Genomic DNA, 17831 nt, shown 5'->3' with positions numbered 1-17831 from the left:
TCGCGACTGACGAGTTCTCGTTTGCCGCGACCAGCTTCCGGCCCGTCCGCACTACCCCGATTCGAACTATTCCTGCGGCGTCAACGGGCTAGCACCCGGGTGGTACAGGCGAACGCCTAGGCCTGCGTTCTGTTCGAGAACATCGAGCATGACATCACGGAACACGGATCGCCGAGACGCCCTGCTGCGCGGGACACGCGGCAGGCGTTTCGCACGCTTGACTTCGTCGGGCGACAGCGGGCACCGCGCCATTTCGAAGAGCACTTGCCGGATTTGTTCAATGACCTGTGCGGCGGTGAGGAGGGAGCGTTTCCAGTCGACACTGGCGGTGTTGGCGCGCGTAGCACCGTCGAACAAGTGCCGGCGGTCAGGGTGGTTGGCATAGCGGTGGTACCTGCGAGCCAAATTGTCCTCGTCACGCGGGGCGATGTTGATGCCCCGAAGGTCCAGGTCGGAGGCGCCGAGGAGCTTGCGGTAGGCGGCGACGGCGTGCACGGACGGTGCCTCAATGATTCGCCGGTCCGCGATCACAAGTCCGGCTGGGTCGTTGACCCAGCTGGGCAGGTCGTTAGCCGTGGCGTTGAGCAGCGGGGCGCCGGTCACGTAGGGAAGGACACGCTCAAGCACGACGTCACCTGCGACTGTCTCGACGCGGAACGGATAGCCCTGACTCTCTCGATCCCACGTCATCGCGACCAATGCGGTGTCGGGGTCAGCGAGAATTTCACGTGACCATAGAGCGGACCGGAAGGAGTCGTCGACGATGCGCTGGCGTTCCTCACGCTCGTCAGCAGCGCGTTTGTGTTTCTCGCAGTAGTACTTGCCATCGTTCGCCGGTTGAAACGGAAGCTGCGAAGTCGCCTGGCACTCGGCACATATCCGCTGAAGGAGTCGTTTGCGCTCAACCTGCGGTGTTGCAGGAGGCATTGGCTCCGCATCAGCGATCGCATAAAGCGCATCCTGCCCGCGTCGGGCGTTTTTCTTGGTTGCGATGGGAGGCTGCCCCAAACGCGGCCTCAGCAACATTCGCTTCAATTCGGGAACAGTAGCCAGAATACCTGTCGGCACCTCCCCTTCGTGATAGAGGGGGCGCCCGAGGACACATCGCCCTTCCCTGCGGCTGAATGCCTCGGCGATGACGGCCGGCGACGGGTAGATGTCCAAGTCGCGGGCGGCGAATTCCACAACCGTGCCCGCGGGCACACTCCCCAGCTCATCGATCAATACGGCCCGTCGTGCGGTTCCTCGGCGAGCTCCGCTTGCCGCCGGGAGCATCACCGCCGAGGCCGAGGCGGCTGCGCCGGGTCGGCTCAGCGTCACCCTCACGCCATAAAGCATGCTCGGATCATGGCGGGCTTTAGGTTGAGGCGAGCTCTCCGGCTCGCTTCCGTGGCGAGCCTGCATCGCTCGCAACGTTGTTGTGTACGAGTCGTTGGTGAGCTGCATTTGGGTTCGAATGTGCCGCTTGCGAGACCGCGTAGTCATGACTGTCATCTCCGGCGAGCGCCCACATCCCCCGCAGGTCGAAGGTACGGCGAAATAGGCGCGAGTCTGCTACAGCCTCTTGTCCTCGACTGTGCAGTGCTGATGTGGGCAGCGTATGCACTCGGAGTGACGCCAGCGCTCAGTGGCAGACCGGATAGTACAACCACCGAAGAAGCTGACCGACCCCACCTCGATCACCGGCTCAACCTGGCCACCACCCCGGGTGCCCGCTGGCTGTTTCGCGGCCGCCGGGCCGCACAGCCCAACCTGGTCCCGCAGCACCGCCGGTGATCACACCCTAGTTACAAGAACGGCGAACACGACCTACACAGTGCGGCCCGCTACATCAAGGCCGGTGCGAACGTCGCCGCGACGGTGACTCTCGCCGATCTGACTGCCCACTTTCCAGAGCCCGCAGATGGCTGGCTCCATGACAGCAGGTACCACCGTGCTCCCCTTGCGGCGGTACCTCGATCGGCGCGGCGGCAGGCGCACCCGGCAGGGTGTACACGATCACCGGCTCACGGCGGGGCAACGTCGTTGCCGGGTCTGAGCTGTCAGGGGGCGCGGGTGTTCGGCGGGCGTAAGCGGCAGGAAGAACTCGATGCGGCGCTGCGTGAGAACGCGGCGCTGCTCAACGAACTGCAGCGCCTGGGTGCGCTCGACGTGCTCCAGCGCCAGCAGGAGATCGCCGCGCTGGCCCACCAGCTCCAGGCCGAGCAGGACCGCTACCGGCAGCAGACCGCGGCCCATGACCAGCGATCTTGCCCGGTTCGAGGCGCAGCTGGCCGGTTTGCACGCGGAGGTGGTCGAGACTGATGATGCCCGGCTCCTGCAATAGGTCGGATGTACGATTACCGGCACGTGCTCGCCGACGCTGAAGCCTATAAGGCCGGACTCGAACGCATCAAAGCCGGATCAGGAACATGACCAGGGCGAAGACTGCTGTCGAGGCCGCCGACAACTTTCACTACAACAACTCCCTAGCCAAGGGGCGCAAGTTCGTCGGCGACCTGTCGAAGCTGATGCTGCGCGCCTACAACGCCGAAGCCGAGAACTGTGTTCGCGTGCTCAAGGCCGGCAACCTCCCCTCAGCGACCAGACGGCTGCAGACTGCGGTTCGCATCCTCGAGAAGCTCGGCGCCATGGCCTCGATCCGCATCAACCCCGCCTACCATCAGACCCGGATCACGGAACTCGAACTCACCGCCGACTACCTGGCAAAGAAACAGCAGGAAAAAGAAGCCGAACGCGAGCACCGCGCCGCGCTGCAGGAAGAACGGAGATATAACGGAGCCCAGATCAGTCGTTGGCAGACGCTAATATGATCTTGAGAGCCGCAAATTCGCAGGTAGACGCCCTGAACCCCTGAGCCCTTTCGAGATCGCCGCGAGTTGACCCGCGGACTTTTAATCCGTAGGTTCTGGGTTCGAGCCCCAGGCGGCCCACCATTTACCCAGGTCAGTGCCCATGTGCGGCCGTGGAGGTCGGTTGTGGTCCAGCCCCGGTCGGCAGTGGTCGTCGGGGCGGGTGTGGTCGGGTTGTCGGCCGCGTGGTTCCTGCAGGAGCGCGGCGTCGAGGTGACCGTCGTCGACCGGACCGGGGTGGCCGCGGGTGCCTCGTGGGGCAACGCCGGGTGGGTCTCGCCCGGGCTGACCATCCCGCTCAACGAACCGGCCGTGCTGCGGACCGGGCTCAAAGCCCTGCTCGACCCGGCCGCGCCGCTGCGGATCCCGGTGTCCGCCGACCCGGCGCTCTGGGCGTTCCTCGCCCGGTTCGCGCTGAACTGCCGCTGGTCCTCCTGGCGGCGGGCGGTGCAGGCCAACCGGCCGTTGAACGAGGGTTGCCTCGACGCCTACGACACCCTCACCGCGAACGGCGTCGACGCACCCGTGAAGTCCGCGCCCATCACCGCCGCGCTGGAGACGCGCGGCCAGGCGGTGGAGCTGTTGCGGGAGTTGCGCAGGATGGCCGACGCCGGCGAGCCGGTCGAGCACGTCGCGCTGGACCGGGACCAGCTGCGCGAGCAACTGCCACTGGCCTCCCCGGCTCTGACCGCGGGCGTGCGCATCGAGGGCCAGCGCTACCTCGACCCCGGAGCCTTCGTCCACGCGCTGTCCCGGTCCGTGCTCGCGAGGGGCGGCAGGATTTGCACGTTCCAAGCCGTCGACCTGGACATCCGCGACGACGGGATCGTGGTGCACGGCCACGCCGCCGACGTGCTGGTCGTGGCCACCGGGGCCTGGCTTCCCCGGCTGGCCGCCCGCTGGGGCGTGCGCGTGCCGGTGCGTGCGGGCCGCGGGTACTCGTTCACCGTGCCGGTCGACCGCCCGGTGCCCGGCCCGGTCTATCTGCCCGGCGCACGGGTCGCGTGCACGCCGTACCAGGGCGGGTTACGCGTCGCGGGCACGATGGAGTTCCGTGAGCCGGACGCCCCCGCCGACCTCGCACGAGCGGACGCCATCACGGCTTCCGTGCGCCCGCTGCTCGAGGGCGTGCGCTGGGACGAACGCCGAGACATCTGGGTGGGCCCGCGACCGATGACCACGGACGGCCGCCCACTGATCGGGGCGGTCCGCCCGCGGGTGTTCGTCGCCGGTGGTCACGGCATGTGGGGCTTGGCCCACGGCCCGGTCACCGGCAGGCTGCTGGCGTCGTGGATCACCAGCGGCGAGCGGCCCGAAGCGCTGCGTGCGTTCGACCCGCTGCGCTGACTCAGCCCCGGAACTCCACGTCGGGGTGCTGCGGCGACGGTCCGTCGAACAGCGGTTGCGGGCGGTGCCGCAGGTGCTGGTCGAAGAACGCGGTCAGGTAGGCGCGCTGCGCGGTCATGCTGCGCCCGGCGTCCACCGTGCCCAGGAAGGGCTCCACCGCGGCGGGGTCGAGGCCGAGCCGCGGCACCAGTGACTGGTGGTCGGTGTAGCTGAAGTGCTCGCCGGCGGGCAGGTGCAACTGGCGGAGCCAGCCGCGTTGGTGGCGCACGAACTCCTGCCACGAGAGGTCCGAGACCGCGCTGTGATCACCGGCGCTCATCAACAGGAACGGCTGGTCCAGACCTTCGCTGGCGACGCGGCCGAAGTCGCGGTTCCCCTGGTGGTAGGCCATGCTGCCGTCGAGGTTGACACCCGCGTCGACGCGCCGGTCGGTCACCATGGTCTCCCCGGCGGTGAACCCACCCGCCGAATGGCCGAACGCGCCGACCCGGCTCAGGTCCATCGCGCGGCCGAGACCCGGTGGCAGGCCGGGCTTTCCGCCGCGGGCCAGCACTTCCAGCTGGTCCAGCACGAACCGGGTGTCCTGCACGCGGGTGGCCATCATCAGCTTGGAAACCTCCACGCTGGACGGTGGCATGGCGTGCCCGGCCACCCGGCCGTCCGGGAACTCCACCGCGACGGCTTCGTGGGTGTGGTCGATGGCGACCACCACGTAACCCTGGCTCGCGAGCTCCTCCGCCTGCGCCGTGCCGAGTGCCCGGGACTGCTTGCCACCCGGCGAAAAGAGCAACACCGGCTGCCATCCGGCGGCAGGCGCACCGACGCGAGCATGGGTTGCGAACTCGTAATCGAGCCTGCCGGGGTCGATACCGAGGGCCGCGGCGTCCTCTTCGGACGCGACTTCGACCACCCCCGGTGACATGTAGGGCGCAACGGGTTTCCGGCTGGGCAGGGCTGGATATCGGATCGTGACCATCAACTCGCGGACCGCGCCCGGCACCCACGGGTCCTGGCGCGCGTGGTCGATGAGGTGCACTTCGGTTACGCCGACGGGATACCGCCCGGTCGGTGCGGGGAGGGCGGACCCGCTGCTCGCGGACGCGGCCGGGGCCGTCAACGCGACGGCGGCGAGCACGCCCAGCGCCATGGCTCGTTTTCTCATGTGGCGAAGCTAGGGTCCGCGGCGGGGCGGGCACATCGGGTGGATCACCGACCGCGACCCGGAGATCGGAAGTCACGCGGGAATCACGGTCGGTACAGGTAGGACGGATCGCCGACTAGGCTCGCGCGGGTGACGAACGAGCTGGGTATGCGCGAGCGCAAGAAGCTGCGCACGAGGAACGCGCTCATCCAGGGTGCGCTCCGGCTCTTCCACGACAAGGGGTTCGACGAAACCACGGTCGCGGAGATCGCCGCGACGGCTGATATTTCGACGCGCACCTTCTTCAGCTACTTCGAAAGCAAGGACGACATCGTCTTCTACGACGAGCGCGCCCGGCTCGCGCGCTCGCTGGAACTGCTGACCGGCCGGCGCCCCGGCGAACCCCCCGCCGACCTCCTGCGGCGCGTGCTTTCGGACGGCGTGTTGGACACCGATCTGGAGCGCGCGCAGCTGATCGCCTCGGTGCCCGCCTTGCAGGCGCGTGAACTACACCTGCTCTTCGACACCCAGCGACGGCTCGCGCACGCCTTGCACCGCGCGTGCCCACGGGAACTGGACCTGGTCGACGCCGCCACCGCGGTCGGCGCCCTGGTGGGCGCGATCAAAATGGCCATCGCCGCCAGCCGAGGCCGCGGCGATGACGCCGAAGAAGCCCGAAAAGCCGCCGAGCGAGCCGCGGACATCGCACTCGCCGGACTCAACTCCCTCAGCGGAAACCGCGCAGCAGCCCCGGATCACTGACCGAGGCGGCCGCCCGCAACCGCCAAACGCACCCGCGACACTCGCTCCAGTTGGCGGAATCGAGCAGGGGCAACAATCACTGATTGCCAAGCGCCCGGTGACGCCAGCCACTCGACGGAAGTCGAGAAGTGGCACCAAGCCAGCTGAACCGAGCGAGGCGATTGGATCGTGCCAACCGGCGAGAGTGCGACCGAGCGCGGCGACCACCAGCCCATGGCCAGAGCCAGCTATGCCCATCCGCTCCGCAGAATTCGTCAGGGGTAACAAATCGGCGAATAGTCTAGCCGCGATCGAGCGCGGAGGACTGCACCCACCAATGACCGAGCGCCCAGTGATGCCAGCCGCTTGGCGGGAAATGAGTGGTGGCACTAAGCCACCGCGCATCGAGTGGCACGTTTGGAACGTGCAAACCGGCACCACCGCCAATGGCCGGAGCCCGGCTATGTCCAGTTGCCCGGCGGAACTCGGGCGGTGGTAACAAATCAGCGTATGGGCTAATCGCGAGCGGACGCAGCGACCTGCACCCGCAATGGCCAAGCGGCCAGCGAAGCTCAACCATGGGAGAGAATCGAGGGATGGACTAAGCCATCCGCGTCGAGTGGCGGGATTGGAACGTGCAAACCAGCCACCACCGCCGAAGGCCGGAAACCGGCTATGTCCAGCTGCCCGGCAAAACTCGGGCGGTGATAACAAATCAGCGAATGGGCTAGCCGCGAGCGGACGCAGCGACCTGCACCCGCAATGGCCAAGCGGCCAGCGAAGCCCAACCATGGGGCAAGAATCGAAGGATGGCACTAAGCCATCCACGTCGAGTGGCGGAATTGGAACTTGCCAAGTGGAGAAGGTGAGCGTGTATCAGGGTACTTGGCGGAAACCCTGTGGGAGAACCAGATCTCGGATTGAGCCGTCGGCGGCTAGGGCGAGGGAGAGGGTGCCGTTGCCTACGGGGAGGTCACGGACCTCGAAGGCGCCGATTGGTGAGGGGGGTGGCGAGAGTGTGATGGTGCCTGCTGGGACATCGACCTGTAAGCCGAGAAAAGTTTGCAGTAGGACAACGGCCGAAGCGGCGGACCAAGCTTGTGGGCGGCAAGAAGCGCCGTACGGCAACGGGATCGGCGAGTCGTCCGCGCTGAAACCGGCGTATAGCTCAGGCATTCGGTAACCGAAAGCCTCCGCGGCTGTGAGTAGTTGTGCACCCAGTCGCGCGGCGGCGGGGCCGTGGCCGGCGCGGGAGAGGGCGTTGACCACGATCGCGGTGTCGTGGGGCCAGACCGAGCCGCAGTGGTAGCTCAGTGGTGCGTAGCCGTCCATTGTGGACGACATGGTGCGCAGGCCGTAGCCCGCGGCCAGGTCCGGGCCGAGCAGGTGGCCGGCGATGGTGGCGGACTCCGCTTCGTCGACCAGGCCGGTGCCGAGCAGGTGGCCGATGTTGCTGGTCAGCGCATCGACCGGGGTCTTGGCGCCGTCGAGCGCCAAGGCCGGGAAGCCATTGACCCAGAACTTTTCGCGGAAGCGTGTGCGCAGGTCGGCTGCCCAGTCGGTGAGGCCGTCGGCTGGTTCACCCAGTGCGGTCAGCAGGTCGGCCGCGCGGACCACGGCTTCATGCTGGTAACCCTGGACTTCCGACAGCGCGACCGGCGGCTCGGCACGACGTCCGTCGGCGAAGCGGACTGCGTCTCGGGAGTCCTTCCAGCCCTGGTTCGCCAGGCCACGGCCGGTTTCGTCCAGGTACTCGGCGAAGCCATCTCCATCGGTGTCGGCCAGCTCGGTGATCCAGGTGAGCGCGGCCCGCAGGTTCGGCAGCAACTCCCGCACGCGCTCCTCGGCCAGCCCCCACCGCCACGCATCGTGCAGCAGGCACACCCACAGCGCGGTCGCGTCGACCGTGCCGTAATACCAGGCAGGCAGCGACATCCCGCGCAGCTTGAAGTCGGCGCGACGGCGTTCGTGCAGGATTTTGCCGGGGGCTTCGCCGGTGGCCGGATCGTGCTTACGGCCCTGCGAACGCGCCAGCGTGCGGAGGGTTCCGGCGGCGAGATCCACGGAGACCGGCAGTAGCAGCCGAGCCGCCCAGAGGCTGTCGCGGCCGAAAAGCGTGAGGTACCAAGGGGCGCCCGCGCCCGCGAAGACGTCGTCCGGGTGCTCGCGCTCGGCCAGGAGTAGGCCGGTGAGGTCCGCCAGCGAGCGGTTCAGGAAGCCGGCGAACCGGCGGTCGTCCGCGCGCACCTCGGGGGTCGCCAGCACTGGCGCACCCGGCACGAACAGCGGCGCCTCGTCGGTCACCGAGACCGACCAGTGCAGCCGGGTGGGGGCGTCGACCGTCCAGCGGGCCACGACTTTGCCGTCCTGCAAGGAGAACTCGGCACCCTCGGCGACCACGCGGCTGGTGAGCCCGCCGGATTCCCAGAGCACGCCCGAACCGTCCAGCACCGGCGGCAGCGCCTCGCGCGAGTCGCCGCCCTTGATCTCTTCGATCGGTGCGAAGTCGGCCGACAGCGTCAGCTCGACCGCGCAGCGCACCGGCGCGGAAGCGGAGCTGGCCAGCTCCAGTTCCTCGTACATGCCACGCGGACCGGCCGTCCGGTGACGCCGCAGCCAGACCGTCGGATCCGGCCCCGGGTCGCCGATCCCACGCAGGAGCCCGGTGAACTCGCCCCGGTCGGCACCTGGCTCGGCGAACCCGATCGGCTCCGCCTCCCTGCCGTTCACCGTGACCACGGCTTCCCCGAGCACCCGCAGGTCACCGTGCAGCACCCCCTGGGTCCCGGCGGGCCGCAACTGCCCGTCACGACCGGAGAGCACGACCGTCGGTGCCCGCAGCGCGATCGCGAGATCGTGCAGCAGCGGCTGCATTCCGGACATGCGCACTCCTCAGCACTGGGGGAGCTCCATTTGATCGATCCAATCGAGGCCATGTCAAGCCTCCCCCGGCTGTTGACAGCAGCGGCCCACCTGACCGACATTGATCGTTCAAACCCGCACACGGAGAGGCTGGACATGGGCGGCAGAGCCACGCTGAACTCGGTGGCCGCGGCGGCGAACGTGTCGCGGCAGACCGTCTCCAACGTGCTGAATTCACCCGAACTGGTCAGCCAGGACACCCGCGAGCGCGTGCAGGCCGCGATCGACCAGCTCGGCTACCGCCCGCATACCGCCGCCCGGCAGTTGCGCACCGCCCGCTCGCAGATCATCGGGCTCCGGCTGAAACCGGCTCGCGGTGGCGTCCTCGACCAGTTCCTGCACTCGCTCACCGCCGCCGCCGAGCGCCACGACCACCGGATCATGCTCTTCGCCGCGAACGACGACGAGGAGGAAACCCACGCGTACGCCGATCTCATCGCCTCGGTCGGGGTCGACGCCTTCGTGCTGACCGGCACCCACCACGGCGACCTGCGCACCCGCTGGCTCCTCGACCGCGGCCTGCCCTTCGTCACCTTCGGCCGCCCGTGGGGCGCCGAGGACGAACACCCGTGGGTCGACGTCGACGGCGCCACCGGCACCCGGATGGCCACGGATCACCTGGTGCACCACGGACACCGGCGGATCGCGTTCGTCGGCTGGCCAGGAGGCTCCGAGATCGGCGACGACCGCCGCGCCGGCTGGGCCGCCGGGCTCGCCGCCGCCGGGATCGACGCACGTCCGCAGGTGTCGGTGTTCGACGGGGTCGCGGGTGGCCGGGCGGCCGCCGCCGAACTCCTGGACGGGCCCGCGCCGACCGCCTTCGTCTGCGCCAGCGACTCGCTCGCGTTCGGCGTGGTCGCCGAGCTCCGCGAACGCGGCCTGCGCCCGGGCGCGGACACCTCGGTGATCGGCTTCGACGACACCCCGACCGCCGAGGTGCTCGGGTTGAGCAGCGTCGCCCAGCCGATCACCGAGGTCGCCGCGGAATGCGTCCGCCACCTGCGCGCGGTGCTGAGTCAGGAGCCGAAACCCACCGCCGTGCTCCTCACGCCGAGGCTGATGCTGCGCTCCACCTGAACAAGAGTCAGGACGACGGGTTGTAGTGCTCGTGAGCGGCTTCCGCCGCGGTCTTGAGTTCGGCGGCCTCGACGCGGCCTTCGGCTTCCAGGACCGCCACCCACGCGTACACGGCGGCGCCCGCGTACTCGCGTGATTCCGGCGTGTCGTGCTCGGCGGCCGAGTCGGCGAAGTCCTCGCCGGCCAGGTGCCGCCCCAGGCCGAGGACCGCCTGGTCCCAGCCGGGACCGACCGAAAGCGTGCCCGAATCGGGGAACAGGCCGGCGGGCACGGTGTGCTCCAGCACCAGAACCGTGGTGTCCTGGCCGCCGCTGGACAGCTCCACCGTGACGATGCTGTTCTCGTCGCCGAAGGTCACCTCGAACAACGTCGGCGGTTCGCAGCGGCGGATCTCCCCGCCCGCGTTGCCTTCCAATTGGAACGATCCACCGGCCTTGAGCTCGCCGGTGATCGGCAGGAACCAGCGCGGGATCCGCTCCTCGTTGGTCAGCGCGTCCCAGACGTCTTCGACCTCGGCCTGGTAGGTGCGGGTCAGCCGCAGCGCGCGCACCTCACCCTCGGCACCGGGGCGGTTGGCGACCTCGCGGCGCACCGCGTTGATCTGGTTGACGATGTCAATCACGTGACTGGCCCTTCCGGCGTTCGCGTTTGCCCCGGGCCAGTTCGGTGCCCAGGGCGTCGAGGTGCTGGTCCCAGAACCGGCGGAAGTGCGCCAGCCAGTCGTCGACCTCACGCAGCGGCGTGGTGTCGACGACGTACAGGCGGCGGGTTCCCTCGGCTCGGACGGACGCGAACCCGTTCTCCCGCAACACTTTCAGGTGTTGCGAGACGGCGGGCTGGGAAATCCCGAACTCCGCGCGGATGACCTCGGTCACCGCCCCCGAAGACTGCTCACCGGTGGCGAGCAGCTCCAGGATGCGGCGGCGGACCGGGTCACCGAGAACGTCGAACGCGTGCACCACCCAACTATGTCAGCGTTAGCTTATATAAGTCAAGCCTTCCAGAAAGCGCAGTGGTGCTCGGCCGCCACCTCGACCGGCCGGATGCCGCCCTGCCCGCTCGGGGCCAGGGTCAGCGCCTGGTCCGTGGTCCACTCCGGACGGCCGGGGCCGTTCGGATCACCGGTGCGGGCGAAGGCGGTCCAGTAGCCGAGCATCTGCTCGGACAGCCGCCGCTGGTCCGGCGGGAACGGGAACTCGATCCCGGTGAGCGCGAACAGGTACGGCAGTTCCACGGCGTGCGCGGCCCCCAGGTCACCGGCGATCGGCGAGTGCTGGTCGGCGAAGTCGTAGGAGTACACCGGCACCTTCCGCGCCAGCTCCCGTCCGGCGGAGTGCTGCGTGCACGACCAGATCCGGTCGGTGGTCACCGCGGCCCAGGCGTGCATGGGCGACTCGTAGGCCGACACCGGGTACTCCCCGGCGATCCGCGCGGCCTGCTCCCGCCCGGCCATGTCCACCAGCAGCCGCTGGTACATCGCCGCGTCGATGTCGCCGCCGTTGAACGCGGTCATGTAGCTGCGTGCCTCGTCGTGGTTGTTGCCGGAGAGCACCGGGACGCGGTGGAACCGCCCGGCCCGCAACGCGTCCCCCGGATCCTGCGGCAGGACCGGCGTGCCCGTCGCGGAACTGGTGAACCGCGTGAACTGGCCCATCAGCTCGGCCGCGGGCTTGGCCCGCAGGCATTCGACCGTGGCGCAGCCGAGTTCGGCGGCCATCGCGTCGCCGTCCCGCCGGATCTTGTCCTGCGGCACCCAGTACGAGCCCGCCTTCTGCGACGGGTACTGACCGGCGTCCGGCCAGTCGAAGTCACACGAACCGCTCTGCATGATCGCCCGGTGGAACAGCCCGGCCGACCGCGGCGAGGTCAGCTGCGCGCAGGTGCTCATGCCGCCCGCCGACTCCCCGGCCAGCGTGACGTTGCCGGGATCACCGCCGAACGCACCGATGTTGCGCTGCACCCAGCGCAGCGCGGCCTGCTGGTCCTGCAGGCCGAAGGTGCCTGAGCCGGGCAAGCCGTGCTGCCCGTAGAAGCCGAAGATGCCCAGGCGGTAGTTGATCGTCACCACCACCGCGTCGCCGCGGGTGGCCAGGCGCTCCGGGCCGTAGTTGCTCCCGGCGCCCATGAAGAAGCCGCCGCCGGGCACCCAGACCACCACAGGTTTGCGCTGGGCGCCGCCGGTCGGCGTGGTGACGTTCAGGTACAGGCAGTCCTCGTTGGTGCTGCCCTGCGGTGCTTCCGGATTTTGCTCCTGCGGGCAGACGCTGCCCGGCGCGGTGGCGTCACGGACCGAGGCCCACGGCTGCACCGGCTGGGGCGCCCGCCAGCGCAGTTCACCGACCGGCGGCGCGGCGGACGGCACGCCCTCGAACGTCCGCACCTGCTCGGTCACCGTGCCGCGCACCGCGCCCGCGTCCGTGCGCACGACCGCCGGATCCCCCGCCGCGGCGGCCGGTATGGCCACTGTGGACAGTGTCAGCAACCCGGCCACCACAGCCCATCGTTTCCCCATCGGATGCTCCCTCGTCGCTGAGGGACCCAGCTTCGCCGCGGCGGCACCGCCCGCGCTTCACCTGAGCGGCCACCCGGGCCTCACCCGATCGGCTGATCAGCGCACGCGCACCAGGCTGATGCCCGCCAGCACGAAGAACACCAGCACCACCAGCGCGGCGGTGCCGCCGCCGGTCGAGCTGGTGAGCGTCTGGTCGACGGCGCCGGCCAGGCGGATGCCGCAGTCGGCCACCACCCAGTGGCGCCCAGGCTCGATCCGGGTGAACTCGACCTTCGTGCCGAACGCCCCCGCCGCGTCGGCGACCGCGGCCCCCACGGGCAGCCCGTCCGAGGTCAACTCCACCCTGGCGCCGGGGTCGCAGCCCGCGCCGGAGGCGGTGAGCGGGTCACCCGGGTTGACGCTGGGCCGGTCGAGGACGAGCACGCCGTCGGCGGGGGGTGGCGGTTCCTCGGCCACCGACGCCGGGGTCTCGATCTCGAGCGGCGGCGTGGTGGTCGTAGTCGTTGTGGTCGTGGTCGGAGGCGTCGTAGTGGTGGTGGCCGGGGGCTTGGTGGTCACCACCGGGGGCTTGGTCGTCGTGGTGACCGGCGGTTTGCTCGTCGTCGGCCCGAGCACGGTGAACACCGCCGAAGCACTGAGTTCCTGCGACGCGCAGACGCCCTGGACGGTGTGCGCGCCCGGCGCCGCACCGGCGGGCACGCTCGCACCGACCGAACCGCTGCTCGCCGGGGCGACCACCGAAGCCAGTGCGGATCCGTCCCAGCTGAACGCAATTGTCCGGCATTTCGCGAAACCGGCCCAGCCGATGGTGAATTGACTACCCGCCATTCCGCTCGACGGTTTCAAACTGACCGACGGCGCCTGTGCCGTCGCCGCACCCGTTCCGGCCGAAAACCCCAGAACGAGGCCGAAAAGCAGCGAGGTGGCGATGCTGATCCGCATACCGCGATCCTTCTGTGTTGTAGCATTTTCGCACTGTCGGAAAACTCGAGGCGGGAAACACCGGATGAGACGCACGATGGCCGTCGCGGTTGTCTCCGCCGCGGTTTTTTCACTCATCGGAACAATTCCCGCGGCCGCGCAGGACGAGCCGCTCACCGTCGCGGTGACGGTCGACGGGCGGGACGTCGCGGACCGCACGGTCACCATCGACCCGGCGAAACCGGTGGAGCTCGGGCTCACCGCGATCAACCGCGGCAGGGCGCCGGTGCGGGTGCGCAGCGTGCGCGTCTCGGGTGTCGCGCTGGCGCTGACCTTCTTCTCCTACGACACCACGGTCCCGTTCGAGGTACCGGCGGGCGGCCGGGTCACCCGCACGCTCGTGCTCGACCTCGCCGAACTGGACGGCCAGGCGATGGGCCTGCTGCCCGGCTCGGTCGAACTCCTCGACGCCGACCGCGAACTGGCCGCCAGTGCCGCGCTGGTCACCGACATCCGCGGCTCGTTCTGGTCGGTCTACGGCATCTTCGGGCTCGCGGTGCTGTCGCTGACGGTCGTCGCCTGGGCCACCGCGCTGCTCGCGCTCGCGCGGCACCGGCTCCCGCGCAGCCGCGCCCGCCGGGCCCTGCGGTTCCTGCCCGCCGGGTTCGGCACCGGGCTGACCGCGGTGGTGACGCTCTCGGTCCTGCGGGTGATGCCGCCCGAACCGGCACTGGAGGTGCCGGTGGTGCTCGGCGCGGCCGCGATCGCGCTGCTGCTCGGCTACCTCACGCCGCACACCCAGCCCGCCGAACCCGACGACGACACGATCCCCGTCGTCACCCGGCCGATCGACCCGTCGACCGAGGGTTACGCCCGATGACCGCCCCGACCGCGCTCAGCGCCGCTCTGCCGCAGTACCGGATCGGCGCCGAGATCGGCTCCGGCGGCATGGGCGTGGTCTACGCCGGGGTCCACCGGTCGCTGGGGCGGCAGGTGGCGATCAAGCAGCTGCCCGCGGAGGTCGCCGGGAAGCCGGGGCTGAACGACCGCTTCGACCACGAGGCCCGCGTGCTGGCGAGCCTGGACCACCCGCACATCGTGCCGGTCTACGACTACGTCCACGCCGGTCACGGCAGCTTGCTGGTGATGGAGAAGCTTGACGGCGGCACGGTGTACCACCGGTTCGCGGCCGGGCGGGTGACCGGCGAGCAGGCCTGCGCGATCGTGCTGGCCACCCTCGCCGGACTGCACGCCGCGCACACCGCCGGCGTGCTGCACCTCGACGTCAAGCCGAAGAACCTGCTGTTCAGCGCGGGCGGGGTGGTCAAGGTGGCCGACTTCGGCATCGCGCAGGTGATCAGCGAGGGCGCCACCCTGGTCACGCACGGCGGCGAGGTGCAGGGCACGCCCGCCTACATCGCGCCGGAGCAGGCCATGGGCAACGCGCTGAGCCCGGCGGCGGACGTCTATTCGGCCGGGACCGTGCTGTACGAGCTGCTCAGCGGCGAGGTCCCGTTCGACAACACGCGGGGTGCGCTGAGCATGATGCGCCAGCACATGTTCACCGAGCCGAGGCCGATCCGCGGGGTGCCGGAGCCGCTGGCCGGGGTGGTCATGCGCAGCATCGCGCGGGAGCTGCCGGGGCGGTATCGCGAGGCGGAAACGTTTGCGGCGGACCTCGCCTCGGCGGCGACGGCGGTCTACGGCCCCGGCTGGCTGGAGCGGTCCGGCGTCCCGGTGCTGCACCTGACCCCGCGCGTGGTCTCGGCGCTGGCGACCCCGCACGTGGTGCCGAAGTCGCCGACGCTGACCACGGCCCGGCCCGCCACCCCGGCCCCGCGCTGGCCGGTGCTGGGCGCGGTGGCGGCTCTCCTGGTGCTCGCCGCGCTCGCGATCTTCTCGCCGAGCCGGTTGCCGCACGTGCCCCAGGCCTCGACCGTGGTCGCCGGTGCCCCGCTGCCCGGCCCGGCCACGGTGAACCTGAGTCGGCCGATCGCCATCGAGGTGGACGACGCCGGAGACGGCCCGGTGGACGTCACGCTGGGCCTGTCGGTGGCGAACGTGCCGCTGGGCTCGGCTTCCGCGCCCGCGCAGACCACCGAGGACGGGCGGCTGGTCACCGAGGTCGAGCAGCCGGGCCTGTCGCGGTGGATCGTCGGCGGCGCGGTGACCGGCGAGCTGACCCTGTCGCGGCCGGGCGAACCGGTGACCGTGCAGCGGTTCACGCTGGTCACCGAGCAGCACCCGCTGGCCAGCGCGCTGGGCGCGGGCAGCCTGCTGCTCGCGTTGTTCGCCGCGGCCTACCTCGAGTCCGGCCTGCGCACGCTGCGGCAGGGCCGCCGCTGGCGCGCGGCGAAGGTCGCCGGACCGGTGCTCGGCGCGGTGTTCGGCGTGACGGCGTGGCTGTTCGCCTCGGTGCTGCTGGGGCACGAGCCGTCACCGTTGTTCGCGCTGGGCGCGGCGGCGGCCGGAGGGGTCGCGGCCGCGTGCGTGGTGCTCGGCGTCAGACCTCGGAGCGCGTCAACCCGGTGAGGATCTTGCCGAGGAAGTCGGCGTCCGCGCCGATCGGCTCCCCGGTCATCAGCGGCTCCGGCACGGCCGAGCGGTTCGCGTCCCGCCGCGGCAGCGCCACCGCGCCCGCGGTGACCCCGACCGGCAGCGGCAGCTCGCACCAGATGCGCTTGCCACCGCCTCGCAGCGGCTCGACCCCGGCGTGATCGCCGTCCAGCTCGGGTGCGGTCTCCGGCGGCTGCCCGTCCTCGACCTCGATGACCAGGCAGTCACCGCGCACCTGGAGGCGGATCAGCACGAAACCGGGCCGTTCCGGGGCGGCGCCTTCGACCGAAGCGGTGACCAGCTGCGCCACCAGGTTCTCGGCCTGGTCGATCAACGGGTTCAACGACCATTCACCGAGGGTGAATCTGACGAACATCGCCGAGCAGTTGACCGCACTGGGCAGTGCGACCAGTCGGATGTCGTCCATTTGGGCAGCTTGTGCGCTCACCGTGCTCCCTTCGTCCCCGACCACGGTGTCGCGCATAATGCCAGCTCACCCACCCGATGTCACTCAAAGGGGTGGCCAAGTGACGGTATCTGCGGCCGGTTTCCCGCCTCCTGTGAGTGATACGAGGGGGAAATCCGATGGTTCTGCGAGAACTGACCACCACGGTCCGTGGTCGAACCGAGCGCTACACGGCGGGCGGCGAAGGTTCGCCGGTCCTGTTTCTGCACGATCAAGGCGATTCGTTCCGCCCGGCGCTCGAAGCGATGGCTACGCGCGGTATGCGGGTGCTCGCGCCCGCGCGACCGGGTTCCGACCCGGAATGGGTGACCGAATTTTTACATTCGGCGGGCATCCGTGAGCCGGTCGCGATCGTCGGGCACGGGCTCAGCGGCGCGGTCGCCGTGCGCACCGCGCACGCCACCCTGCACACCGTCCAGCGGCTGATCCTGATCGATTCGATCGGCGCTTCCGCGCTGCGGACCGCGCTGGCCGGCCTGCGGCGGCGCGAACTGCCGGTGTCGCTGGTGTGGAGCGCCGACCGGACCTGGGCGTGGTCGGCGATGAACGCGCTGAACCTGGCGCTGGGGCAGCCGGGGCACGTGCTGGTCTCGGCCGGGCAGAACTGGCGGCGGGACCCGCGTGCGTTCGGGCGGATCGTCGGCGACCTGGTGCGGCCGCGGCTGAACCTCGGGTTCCGGCCGGTCGCGCTGTCAGTCTGCCGCTAGCGCCTTGCGCAGCAGGACCAGCAGCGCCTCCTGGTCGGCCTGGTCCAGTTTGGCCAGCGGGGACGCCTCGGCGACGCCGTAGAGCATCGCGGTCCGCACGCGCACGCCTTCCGGGGTGAGTTGCAGTGCCTTCGACCGGCGATCGCGCGCGCCCGGCACCCGCTCGGCCAGGCCGCGCTCGGTGAGCCGGTCGGCCAGGAAGGTGACGCTGGAGCGGTCGCAGCGCAGCCGTTCGGCCAGCGTCTTCATCGCGGGCGGCGGCTGCTCGGGGTCGATGGCGAACAGGGCCTGCGACAGGGGCGCGGTCAGGGACAGCTCGGCGAGCGTGCGCTCCATCCGCGCACTGGTGCGATCGGCGACGGCGAGCAGTGCCTCGAGCAGCTCGTCGAATTGGCTCACGCGCGCACACTAGTTGACCAGCCCCTTAGTTCGCAAAACAAACTAGTAGCTCGCCTCGGCGGTGCCCTGACCTGGCGCCGCGTCAACAAGGCGTCAACAACAGCGGCGGACCCGTCAGCAGGACGTAGGCGGACCGTCCACTCCGGACCGGGGAGAGCTGTGCTGGCGGGGTAGCAGACCCCGACCCCCG

16 protein-coding genes, 1 tRNA gene and 1 pseudogene are annotated in these 17831 nt (G+C 70.0%); 8 read left to right on the top strand and 10 right to left on the bottom strand.

Annotation, left to right across the window (positions count from 1 at the left end):
- Nucleotides 1-66: 66 nt before the first annotated feature.
- Both JOM49_RS08250 and JOM49_RS08245 read right to left on the bottom strand, forming a co-directional pair.
- Nucleotides 67-1224: a hypothetical protein gene (locus JOM49_RS08250; RefSeq protein ID WP_209663746.1), complete on the bottom strand. Its 1158-nt coding sequence runs from the start codon at nucleotides 1222-1224 to the stop codon at nucleotides 67-69.
- A gap of 774 nt (nucleotides 1225-1998) precedes the next feature.
- On the bottom strand, nucleotides 1999-2238 hold the full coding sequence (locus JOM49_RS08245) for a hypothetical protein (protein WP_209663745.1): 240 nt from the start codon (nucleotides 2236-2238) through the stop codon (nucleotides 1999-2001).
- A 161-nt stretch (nucleotides 2239-2399) separates the two neighbouring features.
- Between JOM49_RS08245 and JOM49_RS08240 the strand changes: the two are divergent.
- From JOM49_RS08240 to JOM49_RS08230, 3 genes and pseudogenes are all read left to right on the top strand, one after another.
- Nucleotides 2400-2813 (top strand): annotated as a pseudogene (locus JOM49_RS08240) (SNIPE associated domain-containing protein); the annotation flags it as partial.
- A 6-nt stretch (nucleotides 2814-2819) separates the two neighbouring features.
- A tRNA-Ser gene (locus JOM49_RS08235) sits at nucleotides 2820-2936 on the top strand.
- 42 nt (nucleotides 2937-2978) lie between these two features.
- A complete protein-coding gene (locus tag JOM49_RS08230; protein WP_308158688.1) occupies nucleotides 2979-4199 on the top strand; it encodes an NAD(P)/FAD-dependent oxidoreductase in 1221 nt (406 codons plus the stop codon).
- A 1-nt stretch (nucleotide 4200) separates the two neighbouring features.
- Here JOM49_RS08230 and JOM49_RS08225 read toward each other — a convergent pair whose 3' ends face one another.
- Nucleotides 4201-5361, bottom strand: a complete 1161-nt coding sequence (locus JOM49_RS08225; protein WP_209663742.1) for an alpha/beta hydrolase family protein — start codon at nucleotides 5359-5361, stop codon at nucleotides 4201-4203.
- Nucleotides 5362-5490: 129 nt separating this feature from the next.
- On the opposite strand from JOM49_RS08225, the gene JOM49_RS08220 reads away from it, so the two are divergent.
- A complete protein-coding gene (locus JOM49_RS08220) occupies nucleotides 5491-6102 on the top strand; it encodes a TetR family transcriptional regulator (protein ID WP_209663741.1) in 612 nt (203 codons plus the stop codon).
- Between the two features lie 855 nt (nucleotides 6103-6957).
- Here JOM49_RS08220 and JOM49_RS08215 read toward each other — a convergent pair.
- Complete coding sequence (locus tag JOM49_RS08215; protein ID WP_209663740.1) at nucleotides 6958-8964, bottom strand: amylo-alpha-1,6-glucosidase; 2007 nt, start codon at nucleotides 8962-8964, stop codon at nucleotides 6958-6960.
- A 135-nt stretch (nucleotides 8965-9099) separates the two neighbouring features.
- Here JOM49_RS08215 and JOM49_RS08210 point away from each other — a divergent pair, with 135 nt between their 5' ends.
- Nucleotides 9100-10080: a LacI family DNA-binding transcriptional regulator gene (locus tag JOM49_RS08210; RefSeq protein ID WP_209663739.1), complete on the top strand. Its 981-nt coding sequence runs from the start codon at nucleotides 9100-9102 to the stop codon at nucleotides 10078-10080.
- 7 nt (nucleotides 10081-10087) lie between these two features.
- Here JOM49_RS08210 and JOM49_RS08205 read toward each other — a convergent pair whose 3' ends face one another.
- The 4 genes from JOM49_RS08205 to JOM49_RS42850 form a co-directional block, all read right to left on the bottom strand.
- Nucleotides 10088-10702: an SRPBCC family protein gene (locus JOM49_RS08205; RefSeq protein WP_209663738.1), complete on the bottom strand. Its 615-nt coding sequence runs from the start codon at nucleotides 10700-10702 to the stop codon at nucleotides 10088-10090.
- On the bottom strand, nucleotides 10695-11039 hold the full coding sequence (locus JOM49_RS08200; RefSeq protein ID WP_209663737.1) for an ArsR/SmtB family transcription factor: 345 nt from the start codon (nucleotides 11037-11039) through the stop codon (nucleotides 10695-10697). The genes JOM49_RS08205 and JOM49_RS08200 overlap by 8 nt, the downstream gene beginning before the upstream one ends.
- A 32-nt stretch (nucleotides 11040-11071) precedes the next feature.
- On the bottom strand, nucleotides 11072-12592 hold the full coding sequence (locus JOM49_RS08195; RefSeq protein WP_209663736.1) for a carboxylesterase/lipase family protein: 1521 nt from the start codon (nucleotides 12590-12592) through the stop codon (nucleotides 11072-11074).
- Between the two features lie 96 nt (nucleotides 12593-12688).
- Nucleotides 12689-13534 (bottom strand): hypothetical protein, encoded by an 846-nt coding sequence (locus tag JOM49_RS42850; RefSeq protein ID WP_245369260.1) that lies wholly within the window; start codon nucleotides 13532-13534, stop codon nucleotides 12689-12691.
- Between the two features lie 76 nt (nucleotides 13535-13610).
- Here JOM49_RS42850 and JOM49_RS08185 point away from each other — a divergent pair, with 76 nt between their 5' ends.
- Nucleotides 13611-14393: a hypothetical protein gene (locus tag JOM49_RS08185; RefSeq protein WP_209663735.1), complete on the top strand. Its 783-nt coding sequence runs from the start codon at nucleotides 13611-13613 to the stop codon at nucleotides 14391-14393.
- Nucleotides 14390-16045, top strand: coding sequence for a serine/threonine-protein kinase (locus JOM49_RS08180; RefSeq protein WP_209663734.1), 1656 nt, complete (start codon nucleotides 14390-14392; stop codon nucleotides 16043-16045). The genes JOM49_RS08185 and JOM49_RS08180 overlap by 4 nt, the downstream gene beginning before the upstream one ends.
- Here the strand turns inward: JOM49_RS08180 and JOM49_RS08175 are convergent.
- A complete protein-coding gene (locus tag JOM49_RS08175; RefSeq protein WP_245369259.1) occupies nucleotides 16017-16496 on the bottom strand; it encodes an ATP-binding protein in 480 nt (159 codons plus the stop codon). The two genes, JOM49_RS08180 and JOM49_RS08175, sit on opposite strands and share 29 nt — an antisense overlap.
- A gap of 158 nt (nucleotides 16497-16654) precedes the next feature.
- Here JOM49_RS08175 and JOM49_RS08170 point away from each other — a divergent pair, with 158 nt between their 5' ends.
- Nucleotides 16655-17242 (top strand): alpha/beta fold hydrolase, encoded by a 588-nt coding sequence (locus JOM49_RS08170; RefSeq protein WP_209663733.1) that lies wholly within the window; start codon nucleotides 16655-16657, stop codon nucleotides 17240-17242.
- Here the strand turns inward: JOM49_RS08170 and JOM49_RS42845 are convergent.
- Nucleotides 17228-17641, bottom strand: a complete 414-nt coding sequence (locus JOM49_RS42845; RefSeq protein ID WP_209663732.1) for a MarR family winged helix-turn-helix transcriptional regulator — start codon at nucleotides 17639-17641, stop codon at nucleotides 17228-17230. The genes JOM49_RS08170 and JOM49_RS42845 overlap by 15 nt on opposite strands.
- Nucleotides 17642-17831 lie beyond the last annotated feature (190 nt).

The organism is Amycolatopsis magusensis (assembly GCF_017875555.1).
GTDB lineage: Bacteria > Actinomycetota > Actinomycetes > Mycobacteriales > Pseudonocardiaceae > Amycolatopsis > Amycolatopsis magusensis.
This window is presented reverse-complemented; position numbering and strand designations above follow the sequence as displayed.